The sequence below is a fragment of the Psychromonas sp. genome (assembly GCF_041586535.1).
Lineage (GTDB): Bacteria > Pseudomonadota > Gammaproteobacteria > Enterobacterales > Psychromonadaceae > Psychromonas.
This window is the reverse complement of the sequence record NZ_JBFGZY010000112.1, coordinates 1-13,884: the sequence shown is the minus strand read 5'-3', so window position 1 is coordinate 13,884 and position 13,884 is coordinate 1. Positions and strand designations below refer to the sequence as shown.

General features: G+C 43.2%; 12 protein-coding genes and 1 rRNA gene. 11 read left to right on the top strand and 2 right to left on the bottom strand.

Features of this window, described 5'->3' with window-relative positions; all coding sequences use genetic code 11:
* Positions 1-314 precede the first annotated feature (314 nt).
* The 11 genes from ABZA00_RS12695 to arsJ all read left to right on the top strand — a co-directional run bounded on the left by ABZA00_RS12695 (position 315) and on the right by arsJ (position 12,271).
* Positions 315-956, top strand: a complete 642-nt coding sequence (locus tag ABZA00_RS12695) for a YitT family protein (RefSeq protein WP_372882535.1) — start codon at positions 315-317, stop codon at positions 954-956.
* A 14-nt stretch (positions 957-970) separates the two neighbouring features.
* Complete coding sequence (locus ABZA00_RS12690; RefSeq protein WP_372882534.1) at positions 971-2,164, top strand: aromatic amino acid transaminase; 1,194 nt, start codon at positions 971-973, stop codon at positions 2,162-2,164.
* A 631-nt stretch (positions 2,165-2,795) separates the two neighbouring features.
* Positions 2,796-4,130 (top strand): sodium-dependent transporter, encoded by a 1,335-nt coding sequence (locus ABZA00_RS12685; protein WP_372882533.1) that lies wholly within the window; start codon positions 2,796-2,798, stop codon positions 4,128-4,130.
* 324 nt (positions 4,131-4,454) lie between these two features.
* Entirely contained in the window at positions 4,455-6,203 is a 1,749-nt protein-coding gene (argS, locus tag ABZA00_RS12680; RefSeq protein ID WP_372882532.1) for an arginine--tRNA ligase, read from the top strand.
* Positions 6,204-6,206: 3 nt separating this feature from the next.
* Complete coding sequence (locus tag ABZA00_RS12675; protein ID WP_372882531.1) at positions 6,207-6,749, top strand: SPOR domain-containing protein; 543 nt, start codon at positions 6,207-6,209, stop codon at positions 6,747-6,749.
* A 209-nt stretch (positions 6,750-6,958) separates the two neighbouring features.
* A complete protein-coding gene (gene hslV, locus ABZA00_RS12670; protein ID WP_372882530.1) occupies positions 6,959-7,513 on the top strand; it encodes an ATP-dependent protease subunit HslV in 555 nt (184 codons plus the stop codon).
* A gap of 11 nt (positions 7,514-7,524) precedes the next feature.
* Positions 7,525-8,859, top strand: a complete 1,335-nt coding sequence (gene hslU / locus ABZA00_RS12665; protein ID WP_372882529.1) for an ATP-dependent protease ATPase subunit HslU — start codon at positions 7,525-7,527, stop codon at positions 8,857-8,859.
* Between the two features lie 228 nt (positions 8,860-9,087).
* Complete coding sequence (locus ABZA00_RS12660) at positions 9,088-9,426, top strand: metalloregulator ArsR/SmtB family transcription factor (RefSeq protein ID WP_372882528.1); 339 nt, start codon at positions 9,088-9,090, stop codon at positions 9,424-9,426.
* A 31-nt stretch (positions 9,427-9,457) separates the two neighbouring features.
* On the top strand, positions 9,458-10,459 hold the full coding sequence (locus ABZA00_RS12655; RefSeq protein WP_372882527.1) for an ArsJ-associated glyceraldehyde-3-phosphate dehydrogenase: 1,002 nt from the start codon (positions 9,458-9,460) through the stop codon (positions 10,457-10,459).
* A gap of 11 nt (positions 10,460-10,470) precedes the next feature.
* Positions 10,471-10,983 carry a cyclin-dependent kinase inhibitor 3 family protein gene (locus tag ABZA00_RS12650; RefSeq protein WP_372882526.1) on the top strand — a complete coding sequence of 171 codons (513 nt, stop codon included), beginning with the start codon at positions 10,471-10,473 and terminating at the stop codon, positions 10,981-10,983.
* 55 nt (positions 10,984-11,038) lie between these two features.
* Positions 11,039-12,271, top strand: a complete 1,233-nt coding sequence (arsJ, locus tag ABZA00_RS12645; protein ID WP_372882525.1) for an organoarsenical effux MFS transporter ArsJ — start codon at positions 11,039-11,041, stop codon at positions 12,269-12,271.
* A 59-nt stretch (positions 12,272-12,330) separates the two neighbouring features.
* Here arsJ and ABZA00_RS12640 read toward each other — a convergent pair whose 3' ends face one another.
* On the bottom strand, positions 12,331-13,149 hold the full coding sequence (locus ABZA00_RS12640; RefSeq protein ID WP_372882524.1) for a shikimate 5-dehydrogenase: 819 nt from the start codon (positions 13,147-13,149) through the stop codon (positions 12,331-12,333).
* A gap of 493 nt (positions 13,150-13,642) precedes the next feature.
* Positions 13,643-13,758: ribosomal RNA gene (gene rrf, locus ABZA00_RS12635) — 5S ribosomal RNA — on the bottom strand.
* Positions 13,759-13,884 lie beyond the last annotated feature (126 nt).

Sequence of the window (13,884 nt, the reverse complement as noted above, 5' to 3'; positions counted from 1 at the left end):
CTTCCAAGGCGTTACGGTTATTTATCTGGAGGAACAAGCTCCTATGGTGGTGAATTGGAAGGAGCGGCAGCAAGTTATTATTGACTGTTTAGGAGAACGTTACAGGCAGATTTATTCTTAAAACAGGTGCGGAAGATCAGATTTACTATAAGTTCTTGAATCTGGAGCGTCTAACAATGCACCATTAAAGCACATCAACGCACCACAAATGCACAAATAAAACAAAAATAAAGCAACACTTGCACGGTTCAATCATTGTGATATAAATAACGCACAGTTCAAGCAAAACGTAATTAACAGTAAGGTCATGTGCAATGTCAGATATCGCATTAACAGAAACACAAACAAAAGCAGAAAACAAAATAACCCCCGACCACCGTTGGTTTGAAGATGCCATGGCAATATTAATAGGCACCAGCTTAGTCTCATTTGGCGTATTGTTTTTAAAGCATGCCGGCCTGTTGACGGGGGGAACAGCCGGCTTGTCGCTTTTACTTCATTACAAGATAGGTATCGAATTTGGAGTGGTATTCTTTCTCATAAATTTACCATTTTATTATTTAGCTATCCGTCGTATGGGCTGGGTATTCACCGCGAAAACCTTCTCCGCAGTCCTTTTAGTTTCTGTTTTTTCATCTCTGCATGACCAGTTCATTAATATTCAAGAAGTTAACCCGCTTTATACTGCAATTTTTGGCGGCTTTATTTTTGGCGTCGGCTTTATTATCTTATTTCGTCACAAGGCGAGTTTAGGTGGTTTCAATATCTTAGCGCTCTACCTGCAGGATAGATTTGCCATTAAAGCTGGCTGGTTACTAATGGGAGCCGACGTGACGATCATGCTGATCTCGTTATCCATTGTTTCGACCTACCAATTAATCCTCTCTATTTTTTGTGGCTTAGTGCTTAATCTTATTATCGCATTAAATCATCGTAAAGATCGCTACACCGTTTAACAGGAGAACACGCCATGCTTAGTCATGTTACCCCCTATGCAGGGGACCCTATCTTATCCTTAATGGAAAAATTCATGGCAGACAGCCGTACCGATAAAGTAAATCTCAGTATTGGTTTGTATTACGATGATGCGGGCAAAATACCAACATTAGAAAGTGTCCAGCGAGCCGAAAAAATACGCTACGACGCCCCTAATGAGCCTTGTCTTTATTTACCGATGGAGGGAGATAAGGCATTCCGAAAAGCAGTACAAACGCTAGTCTTTGGCGCAGATCACCCGGCATTAGCTGAGCAACGCGTTGCCACCATCCAGGCTTTGGGCGGCTCTGGCGCACTGATGATTGGCGCTGACTTCTTAAAACACTATTTTCCTGATGCAAAAGTATGGGTAAGTGATCCTACCTGGGAAAACCACAATGCTATTTTTGCCGGTGCAGGTTTTGAAGTTGGTCATTATCCTTATTTTAATGCGACTAGCTGTGCACTGGATTTTGAAGGAATGTTAGATACGCTTGCTTCATTACCTGAGAACGATATTGTCTTACTGCATCCTTGTTGTCACAACCCGACAGGTATTGATTTAACCACTGCGCAATGGGATGCCGTGATAGCGCTTTTAGAAAAACAGCAACTGATTCCATTTTTTGATATGGCTTATCAGGGCTTTGGCGACAGTATAGCGCGGGATGCCTATGTGATCACAGAGCTCGCCAAGCGCCCTGCCATTACTTTCTTAGTAAGTAACTCATTCTCGAAAACTTTTTCTCTTTATGGTGAGCGGGTTGGCGGGCTTTCTTTAGTGTGCCAAGACGCAGAGACAGCAACGCGTGTATTAGGACAGCTTAAGGCGACCGTACGCCGCAATTATTCAAGCCCTGCTAAATACGGCGCACAATTAGTGTCACAAGTACTTAACGATAAGGCATTAAACCAGCAATGGGTATTTGAAGTAGAAACCATGCGTTCACGTATTGACTCAATGCGCCATAGGTTACATCAACAGCTCAAATCCTTAGTACCCGAGAAAAACTTTGATTTTCTTATTGAGCAAAAAGGGATGTTCAGCTACACCGGATTTAGCCAGCAGCAAGTTAATGAACTACGAGAGACTCACAGTATTTACTTAATTGCCAGCGGCCGTATGTGTTTGGCAGGCTTAAATCAAGCCAACATTGATAAAGTCGCTCAGGCTTTTGCTGCACTGTAGTGGCCGCCGCTAATGATTTGCTTAACATGATGACTTAAGCATATTAATCTCTTAGTCGTTAAGAATTAACCAATAAAAAGCCTGTAAGCTGATCCGTTATTGCAGGCTTTTTAATTTGCAGATGTTGATAAAAGACGCTTCCTTGTAACAAACAATAGAAGACAACACACAATCCTGACAAACCTCAAAAATAAGCACAAAAAACACAATAAACACCACAATAAAGCACAAATCAATCAAATAACACGAAAATGTGCAAAATACTATTTTGAGAAAGAAAACAACTTCTCGCCAAAACACCTCACAAAAAATAAAATTAATTTAAATACAAAAGGTTACAAGATAAAATCAATCTAACCCTCTTTTCTATAATATCTGGCATATTCGTTGCAAGTGCCTTTGTTATGTTTTCACCTTAATGGAGACCTCTGAGATGTTAAAACGGGACATTAGTTTTACTGAATCCTTCAAATTACACAGAATGACTTACCGTTAAACTCTCAAACTGCGTAATAACAATCATAAGATCAGGGCATTAAAAACGATAGGGTCGCATTTGCAGCCAAAGCGCATGCAAAAAGCCAAGACCCTAATACTTACGTAAACACAATAAACAGACGGAAAAAATATAATGGCAAGTAATTCAAGGGCACAATTTTCATCAAAGTTTGGCTTTATCATGGCAGCGGCAGGATCTGCAGTTGGCCTTGGTAACATATGGGGTTTCCCAACACAAACAGCAAGCAATGGCGGTGCTGTGTTTTTATTCGTCTATCTAGCGATGATCTGTTTACTCGCATTTCCAATGTTGGTGGCTGAACTAACGATTGGCCGTTATGGCCAATCTGATCCGATTGGTTCAATTAGAGCTGTTTGGCCAAAAGGCAGGTCCGGAGCAATATTACTCGGCCTTGCAGCAATGATTACCGCGTCACTTATCTTAAGTTTCTACTCTATCGTTGCCGGCTGGTTAGTGGGGTCTTTTGCAGGAAGTCTATTTGATATTGTAGGCTTAACAACAGCCTCTGATTGGGTGAACAGCTTTGGGCCAGCACGTAATTTGACCTTGATGGTTACCTTTATGCTTCTGACTATGCACGTCGTTAAAAACGGTGTACATGATGGTATCGAGCTTTGGTCTACCCGCCTTATGCCTGTGCTTTTCGGGTTATTTGCCATTCTGATCATCTATATCTTTACTCTGGATGGGGCAACGGAAGGTTTAAAAATGTACCTGATCCCTGACTTTTCTCACTTAAGCCCTAAGTTGGTAGTAAGTGCAATGGGACAGGCCTTCTTTTCTCTCTCTTTAGGTGTTGGTACGATCATGGTTTATGGCTCCTACCTGAGCAAAGATATCAACATTCCCAAAACAGCAGCTCAGGTTGCAGCCGTTGATACAGGCGTTGCTATTGGTGCCGGCTTACTTATTCTACCAGCTATGTTTGTAGCAAAAGCGCAAGGCGTGCAAATTTTCTCTGAAGCAGGGGAACTATTAAGCTCTGATACACTGGTATTTACCGTTCTGCCGGCCATGTTCGATACAATGGGAGGCGCAGGTTTAGTTGTTAGCCTGATATTCTTCCTGTTGATGATTATTGCCGCACTTACCTCTTCTATCTCGATGCTGGAAGTACCTGTTGCTTGTGCCATTGAAGAGTTAAACCATAAACGCAGCACGGCAGTGGCTTGGATTGGCGGCTTAATTACCCTGATAGCAGCTGTTATCGTATTTAATTTTGGCGCCCTATTTGGTTTGGTGATTGAAATTACCACAGTATACGGCCAGCCGATTTTAGGTTTATGCTTTGCACTGCTTGTTGGCTGGGTATGGAGCCGTAATAAACTTCTTGAAGAGATTAAACAAGGCTATCCGGAGCTGGAGAAAGGTTTATTCTGGAAGATCTGGCCGCTTTATGTGCGTATTGTCTGTCCGGTATTTATGATATTGGTCTTTTTTGCATAACCGGAGATTTATAAGCTCCTATTATCAGAAATAACATGTCCAAGCAGATAATAAGGCTGGGTAATAAGCGTTTTAATCGCGGGCGAGGTGTGCCGCGAATAAAACGCTTTTAACCACTCCCTTCTGCCTCCATTTGGAACTTCTTTTCACTGCGTTATCGTCTGTTTATCCAGAATAACCACGCCACAAAGCCTCTGCTTGTATTAAAGAAACTACAAACCGCTGCAAAAACAACCTTGAAAGAGAAACAGCCCCTAGTGTTCACCCTCGATAAACTGTAGAATTGCGCTTATTTATTCGTCCGTCCCTATTGGTGATTTATCTATGAAAGCGCACATTCAGCAACTACTTGAACAAGCAATTGTTTCCCTACAAACACAAAAGATTATTCCTGAAGAGATTCAACCGCGCATTGCTATTGATCGCACCAAAGATAAATCCCATGGCGACTTTGCGAACAATCTCGCATTAATGTTAGCAAAACCTGCTAAACAAAATCCACGTCAGTTGGCTGAGTTGATAGTAGCAAATATTCCGGACTCGAAATTAATCATAAAAATGGAAATAGCCGGCCCCGGATTTATCAATTTTTTCATTAATCCAAACTTTCTCGAAGAACAGATTGATAGCGCTTATTCAGACGAAAACTTAAACCTTGAAGCAGAAGCGAATCCGCAAACAATAGTTGTCGATTACTCATCCCCAAATCTGGCCAAAGAGATGCATGTGGGTCACCTGCGCTCATCAATTATTGGCGATGCTGTGGCACGCACCCTGGAGTTTCAGGGCAATAAAATTATTCGCCAGAACCATGTTGGTGATTGGGGCACGCAGTTTGGTATGCTGCTCGCGTATATGGAAGAGTTACGCGCTAAAAATGAGCCGATTGAAAATAATCTGTCGAATTTAGAGCTTTTTTATCGTGCCGCAAAAGGTCGTTTTGATGAGTCGGAAGATTTTGCAACACGCGCACGTAATCTGGTTGTTGAACTGCAAAGCGGCAATACGGAATGCTTAAAACTATGGACAGAGTTTAATGAAATCAGTCTGTCACATTGCCAGGAAACCTATGACCGTTTGGGTGTTAGCCTGACACGTCAGGATGTACGTGGCGAAAGCACCTATAACGATGATTTAGCAGCTGTTGTTGCTGATCTGGATAAAAAAGGCCTACTTCAGGAAAGCCAGGGGGCAAAATGTGTATTCCTGGAGAGCTTTAAAAATAAAGAAGGTGAGCCTCTACCGGTTATTATCCAGAAAAAAGATGGTGGTTTCCTGTACGCCACCTCTGATCTTGCTGCAATGCGTTACCGTCAAAATCAATTAAATGCTGATCGTGTGCTTTATTTTGTAGATGCACGTCAGGGCCTGCACTTCCAGCAGGTATTTGAAGTCGCTCGCTTGGCTGGTTTTGTTAAGCCAGAAACATCACTTGAGCATATGCCCTTCGGTACAGTGATGGGTGAAGATGGCCGTCCCTTTAAAACCCGTTCAGGAACAGTTGCAAAACTGGCGGATCTGTTAACAGAAGCTGAAGAGCGCGCGTACGATTTAGTAAAAGAAAAAAATCCGGATATGGATGAACAAGAGCTGCGTCATATTGCCTCCATTGTGGGGATCTCTTCGGTTAAATATGCAGATTTATCTAAAAACCGCACCAGCGACTATACTTTCAGTTTTGACAGCATGTTAAGTTTTGAAGGTAATACAGCTCCTTACCTCCTTTATGCTTATACACGTGTTGCCAGTATATTCAACAAGGCGGGCATTGAAATGCAAAGTATCACGGCGCCAGTGTCTTTGACTGAAGAGAAAGAGATAGATTTAGCAAATAAGCTGATGCAGTTTAATGAAATTGTAAAATCTGTTGCCAAACAAGGGATGCCGCACTTTTTATGCTCCTATTTATTTGAATTAGCCGGATTATTTTCCAGCTTTTATGAGGCTTGTCCGATTTTAGCTGCACAAACGGAAGGGCAAAAACAGAGCCGCCTGAAATTAGCAGCTTTAACCGCTAAAACACTTAAACAGGGATTATCATTATTAGGAATTAATACGCTGGAGCGCATGTAAGCTATGGCCACCGTGAATAGACGTAAACCAGCTAGAGCGGGATCCCAAAAAAAGCGCGTTGTACGCAAACGCGCTGCGGTTAAAAATAAAGGGGCGATGAATGGTATCCCTTACTTAGCTGTTTTAGCGGCTTTATTAATATTAGGGTTTATCAGCTATTTTGTGTTCTGGGTCGAAAAACCATCAACACCGCAAATCGTTAATAAACCGGCACAGAAAAAAGAAGAGGTGTTGCCGGAGAAACCTCAACCTAAATGGGAATATGAACATATCCTTAAGACAAAAAAGGTCGATGTGGATATACCTGATGAAGTAGTGGAGACCAGGCCTTATCAGATGCAGTGCGGTTCATTCCGCCAGCAGAATGACGCAGAATCATTAAAAGCCAGAATTGCATTTCAAGGTTTAAACAGTGAGGTCAGAAAAACAGGTAATTGGTATCGTGTTATTTTAGGCCCTTATGAGCGTAAGCGACCTGCAGAAAAAGACCGCCATACATTACAACGCGCCAAGATAAACGGCTGTCAGATTTGGTTCTGGCGTTAGTTAATAATAAATACAAAGCCAATCCATTTTAAAATAGCTTGGACATAGTCAAACTATTCGAAGATGCGTATTAATAAACGAAAAGGATAAATTATTATTTTATCCTTTTCGTTTTTGTTGCCCCTTGAAAACCTGATAATCCCCCATATATATTGAATAACGGCCTAACGATACGGCTAATTCTATTCCCCCAGTTCAAAGGTATTAATATGACTACTATTGTTTCAGTACGTCGCGGTAACCAAGTAGTTATTGGTGGTGACGGTCAAGTTTCTCTCGGTAATACCGTCATGAAAAGTAATGCGCGAAAAGTGCACCGCTTATATAACAATCAGGTAATAGCAGGCTTTGCCGGCGGTACAGCCGATGCATTTACCCTTTTAGAACGTTTTGAAGCAAAACTGCAGGCACATCAGGGTAACCTTGAACGTGCAGCTGTCGAATTAGCAAAAGACTGGCGTACAGACAGAATGCTGCGCAAGCTTGAGGCTCTTTTAGCTGTTGCAGATAAAAAAGATTCTTACATCATCACCGGTAATGGTGATGTGGTCAGACCTGAAAATGATTTAATAGCCATTGGCTCCGGTGGTAACTTTGCGCAATCAGCAGCCATTGCATTATTGGAAAATACCGATTTAGATGCCAAGAGTATTGTCCAGAAAGCATTGACGATAGCCGGCAATATTTGTGTTTTTACTAACACAACTCAAACAATTGAATGTATTGATTTTGAAGATAAAATTAGTACAAAAAGTGACAAATAAGGTATAAAAATATGTCAAATATGACACCCAAACAAATCGCTCATGAGTTAGACCGCCATATTATTGGCCAAAAAAATGCGAAACGTGCCGTCGCTATCGCCCTGCGTAACCGCTGGAGACGTATGCAGCTTGAAGAAGAAATTCGCCAGGAAGTTACCCCTAAAAATATTTTGATGATCGGTCCTACCGGTGTAGGTAAAACAGAAATAGCGCGCCGTTTAGCAAAACTGGCTAAGGCACCTTTTATTAAAGTGGAAGCAACTAAATTTACCGAAGTTGGTTATGTCGGTAAAGAAGTTGAGTCTATCGTTCGCGATCTGGTGGATGTGGCGATTAAAATTACCCGCGAAGCGGAAATGGAAAAAGTGACCCATAAAGCGGAAGATTTAGCAGAAGATCGCATTCTGGATATCCTTATCCCGCCAGCTAAAACAGGCGGTGAATGGCAGGATATCAATACTGAAGACGGTGCGGCACGCCAATCTTTCCGTAAAAAACTGCGTGAAGGTAAATTAGATGATAAAGAGATTGAAATAGAAGTAGCCGCCCCGCAGGTAGGTGTGGAAATAATGGCTCCTCCGGGTATGGAAGAGATGACCAATCAATTACAGGGTATGTTCGAAAATATGTCCGGTAAGGGGCAAACTAAAAAGCGCAAAATGAAGATTAAAGATGCCCTGAAAACACTGATAGAGTCAGAAGCGGCAAAATTAATTAATCAGGAAGATCTTAAAGAAAAAGCCCTCTTTGCTGCAGAAAACAACGGCATCATCTTTATCGACGAAATAGATAAGATTTGCAAACGTGGTGATGCTTCCGGCCCTGACGTATCTAGAGAAGGTGTACAACGTGATTTGTTACCTTTAATTGAGGGATCAACAGTCAGTACCAAACACGGCATGGTAAAAACAGATCATATGCTGTTTATTGCATCAGGTGCATTTCAAATTGCCAAACCTTCAGATCTTATTCCGGAACTCCAGGGACGCCTACCTATCAGAGTTGAACTGGAAGCGCTGACAGAAGGTGACTTGGCAAGAATATTAACCGAGCCAAAAGCTTCTTTAACCGAGCAGTATCAGGCCCTATTGGCAACCGAAGGGGTAACAGTGCAGTTTACCCAGGATGGTATCGATAAAATAGCTAAGGCTGCCTGGCATGTAAATGAAACGACTGAAAATATCGGTGCACGTCGGTTACATACCTTAATGGAACGCATTCTCGATGATCTTTCCTATGAAGCCTCGGATCGCCAGGGCGAATCCATTATCATTGACGAAAGTTATGTTGCCAATATGCTCGATGATGTTGTAGAAAATGAAGATTTAAGCCGTTATATTTTATAAAATACAATAGATTGTATAAAAAAAGGGACTCAGTAACGAGTCCCTTTTTTGTAGTATTTCTATAAAACTATTCACCCTGCTCCCCCTGTTATCTGATCTCCCCCGTTATCTGTCCATGTTTTCTGTTAGAACTCAATATATGAACCTTTCATAACAGTGAACAGATCTGCTTGACTTCTATTTTTTATTTTATAAGATATGCGTATATCCATATAAGTGAATTAAAAAATGTTGCCGAATCAATTTTTTAAAATGTTATCAGATGAAACACGCGTCCGTTGTCTGCTGCTGATTGCCAGAGAAGAGGGACTGTGCGTCTGCGAATTAACCCAGGCCCTGCAGGAGAGTCAGCCTAAAATTTCACGTCACCTTGCGCAGTTGCGCCAGTCTGGTGTATTGGTTGACGAGCGAATAGGCCAATGGGTGAGGTATAGCGTTTCTAATGAACTGCCAGGCTGGTTGCGAAAAATCATCACCGGCTTAAAAGATTCAAACTGCCTGAAAGAACAATATCAGCAAGATATTGAACGGTTACAAGGGATGGAAAACCGCCCTTGTGCCGCTTAGACCTGATTTATTAAAGAGAGAGTAAATAAAGATGACGATTAAAGTTGGAATTAATGGATTTGGCCGCATCGGCCGTTTAGCTATGCGCGCGTCATTTGACTGGCCGGAGCTGGAGTTTGTTGTAATTAACGATGTTGCAGGTGACTGCAAAACCCTTGCCCATCTGCTGGAGTTTGACTCCGTTCAGGGGCGTTGGCAGCATGAGGTAACAACTGATGGTGCAGAGATGATTATTGATGGCCAGCACATAAAGACCACTTCCGAGCGGGATATTGACGCGGTTGACTGGTCCGGTTGTGATGTCGTGATTGAAGCAACCGGCGTACACCGCAAAGGCCATTTCTTAAATAAATATCTGCAGCAGGGTGTTAAGCGAGTCGTCGTTTCCGCACCGGTAAAAGAGGAAGGTATTGCCAATATTGTTGTCGGCGTAAATGATCATATCTTTAATCCGGATTTGCATAAGATCGTAACGGCTGCATCTTGTACAACCAACTGTATTGCCCCTGTTGTTAAAGTGATTCATGAGAAACTGGGTATTGAACAGTCTTCATTTACAACAATTCATGACCTGACCAATACGCAAACGATTCTCGATGCACCTCACTCGGATCTTCGTCGCGCCCGTGCTTGCGGTATGAGTTTGATTCCGACCACAACAGGATCTGCTAAAGCAATCGTTGAGATTTTCCCTGAGCTGAAAGACAAGATTAACGGCCATGCTGTGCGCGTTCCGCTGGCTAATGCATCACTGACAGATATTATTTTTGATGTTAAACGTGATACCACCGCTGAGGAAGTTAATGCACTGTTAAAAGAAGCTTCGCAGAATGAACTGCAGGGCATTCTCGGATATGAAGATCGTCCGCTGGTCTCTATCGACTACAAGGGTGACCAGCGTTCGACTATCGTTGATGCATTATCAACTATGGTTGTCGGTTCGCGCATGGTGAAAATCTATGCCTGGTATGATAACGAAATGGGCTACGCAACCCGTACCGCAGAACTTGTCCGCAAAGTCGGCTTAGCATAAGGGGTAAGAACATGACACATGCAACGATTCACCCAACTTGGGAGCTACAAATATTAGAAGGTCAATCAGCTTTAGTGTTAACACCTTGCCCGGGAACAAAAGAAGCAGATTTATCGGCCTCACTGGGACAGCTGAAAGCGCAGGGCGTACAAGCTGTTGTTACCGCTTTATCATTAGCTGAAATGGCTGAAGCCGGTGTTGCACAATTACCGGAGCAAACTAAAGCGCTGGGAATGGCCTGGTTCCATCTGCCCATTGAAGATGATCAAGCGCCCGCTGAAGAGTTTGCTTCTCAGTGGCAGCAGGTAAGTCCCGAGCTGCACAATATCGTCAATCAGGGCGGTAAATTAGCCCTTCATTGTATGGGCGGCTCCGGTCGTACAGGTATACTGGCTGCACACTTATTGCTTGAGTTGGGATGGGAGCTGGAGCGGATTAAATCAGAAGTAAAAGCGCTTCGTCCGGGGGCATTTACCAAGCCATTACAGATTGAATATATAAATCAATTTGCTGCGGCAAAATAATAACAACTACAGGGCAAGGTTAACTTGCCCTTTTTAATTAAGAGAGATTAAGGTTATGTTTTCTAGCCTAAGTAAGAGTGTGCGCCAGTATATGCTCGTTACTTTTAATTACTGGAACTTCACCATTACAGACGGTGCACTGCGTATGCTGGTGGTGCTCTATTTTCATGATTTGGGTTACAGCACCCTGGCGATTGCTTCGCTTTTCCTTTTTTATGAGTTTTTTGGTGTAGTCACCAACCTGATCGGCGGATGGTTAGGCGCACATTTAGGGCTTAATCGAACCATGAACATAGGCCTGGCCATGCAGGTTTTTGCTTTGCTTATGCTTGCCGTACCCAGTATCTGGTTAACCATTCCCTGGGTAATGGCAGCTCAAGCCGTTTCCGGTATTGCCAAAGATCTCAATAAAATGAGCGCAAAAAGCGCGATTAAAACCCTGGTCGCAGATGATCAGCAAGGTGCACTTTATAAATGGATTGCCATACTGACCGGCTCCAAGAACGCCCTCAAGGGTGCAGGCTTTTTTATCGGCGGTTTACTGCTTTCCGTTGTTGGTTTTAAGGTTGCAGTATTAATGATGGCTGCTGTGCTGGCGGTGGTGCTGATAGGTAGCCTTTTGTGGCTTGAGGGTGATCTGGGTAAAGCGAAAAATAAACCTAAATTCAAGCATCTGTTTTCTAAATCACGCAGTATTAACATTCTTTCTGCTGCGCGCATGTTCCTGTTTGGCGCACGCGATGTATGGTTTGTTGTTGCCCTGCCCGTCTACCTTGGCTCTGTATTTGCCTGGGATCATTTATGGGTCGGCGGCTTTCTCGCATTGTGGGTTATTGCCTATGGAGTGGTGCAGGGTTTTGCACCAAAGATCACGGGAAAAGCGCAGGGTAAAATACCGGATGGTTCTGCAGCGCTTATATGGGCTGGCCTGTTAACCCTGGTCACCGGATTGATCGCATTTGGCGTACAGATGGAATGGCAGCCGCAACTTGTGATTGTAATCGGATTACTGATTTTCGGTGCAGTATTTGCGGTGAACTCCTCTCTGCACTCTTATCTGATTGTCAGCTATGCCAAAGGTGATGGTGTGTCACTGGATGTCGGCTTTTATTATATGGCCAATGCGATGGGACGCCTGATCGGCACCATTCTTTCAGGTCTGGTCTTTCAGATGGCGGGCCTCGCCGCCTGCTTATGGGTTTCATTTACCTTTTTGCTGTTAACCACGCTGATTTCGCTATACCTGCCAAAGCAAAGGGAGGAAAGCGGGTTATCCCAATTAGGTTGATTGGATAATCAGCGCAGAGCTTCCCAGTATCACTGAAATGCGGCAAAATTACCCATAGTTTAACCTCTGGAAAACTTTGCCGCTTTCTCAAACAGATCCGCATCAGGACGCACACCTGTATATAAAGCAAACTGCTCGACGGCCTGTAAAGCAAACACCTCACTGCCGCTAATAACCGTTTTGTCTTGTGCCTTAGCATAAGCAATCAAGGGAGTTACTGCCGGTAAGGCAACCACATCAAAAATAATCTCTGCATTATCCACTTCACTTTCACTAAAAGAGAGAGTGTATTGATCAGGGCCGCCGGACATGCCTAACGGCGTTACATTGATCAGCAGCTTAGCCTGCAGCTCCTTACTATCAGCTACCCATTGATAACCATAGAGCGCAGCCAGTTGTTTGCCTGCTATTTCATTTCTGGCAACGATATACCCTTGTGAGAAGCCTGCATCTTTTAAAGCACAGGCAACAGCTTTCGCCATGCCGCCACTTCCTTTTAACGCAAAAACCAGATCTTTGTTCACCCCATATTGAGACAACAGAGTCGCAATCGCAATATAGTCAGTATTATAAGCTTTCAGATAGCCGTCATTATTAACAATAGTATTAACGGAGTTTATAGCTTTGGCTGAGGGATCCAGTTCATCTACCAGTGCGAGAACCTCCTCTTTAAATGGCATGGATATCGCGCAGCCGCGGATACTCAGCGCCCTTACACCTGCAATAGCTCCTGCTAAATCTTTTGTCGTAAAAGCTTTATACAGGTAATCAAGGTCAAGCGCCTGATATAAAAAATTATGAAACCGGGTACCAAAATTACTCGGTCTGGCGGCCAGCGACATACATACTTTAGTATCTTTATTAATTAGTTTGCTCATCTTATCAGCTCGTTCAGTAGGGAATTAATCATTCAATTAAAAGGCTTTATAAAGTTATCACTATAACTTCAACCCTTAAGCGATTGGAGTCTGTCGGAAGTCAATAATGCCCTAAATTGAAGTAGTAAAAAACAGCTGTTTTTTGAAAGTGGAGAATCCCTATTGGATCTATTTATCGCGTCAGGCGCTTAAACGAAAAAATACCTGCTGAGAGGGGCGCGGGGTGAATTGAACGCCAGTTCAGTACCATGAGCGGATAAACCCTGTGCATCCTGTCTTTAGCTTGCTTTGCTAGTCGGCGATGGACAGGATTCGCGGAGCTCAGCCGCTCGTGACACGGTGCTGTCGCACCACTTCGCCCTACTATCACATGAAAGGAATGCCACTGCGTGGCCACTTTTTATTTCCCATGTTCGAGTTGGTCATCGCATCAAGCGCTTAAACGAAAAAATCCCTGCTAACATAGTCAACAGGGATTTTTCGTTTATTAGGCGCTTGGCGATGACCTACTCTCACATGGGGAGACCCCACACTACCATCGGCGCAATTGCGTTTCACTGCTGAGTTCGGAATGGGATCAGGTGGTACCACAATGCTATGGTCGCCAAGCATAAAAAGTTAATTAGAAAAGCTAATAAGAACTTTTGAACCTAAGTTCAAAATGTTCACCCGGTAGAGGATTGATGTCTTTTTATCAATCTCTCGAAAGGGGGTTATTGTTCGTTTAATCAATCT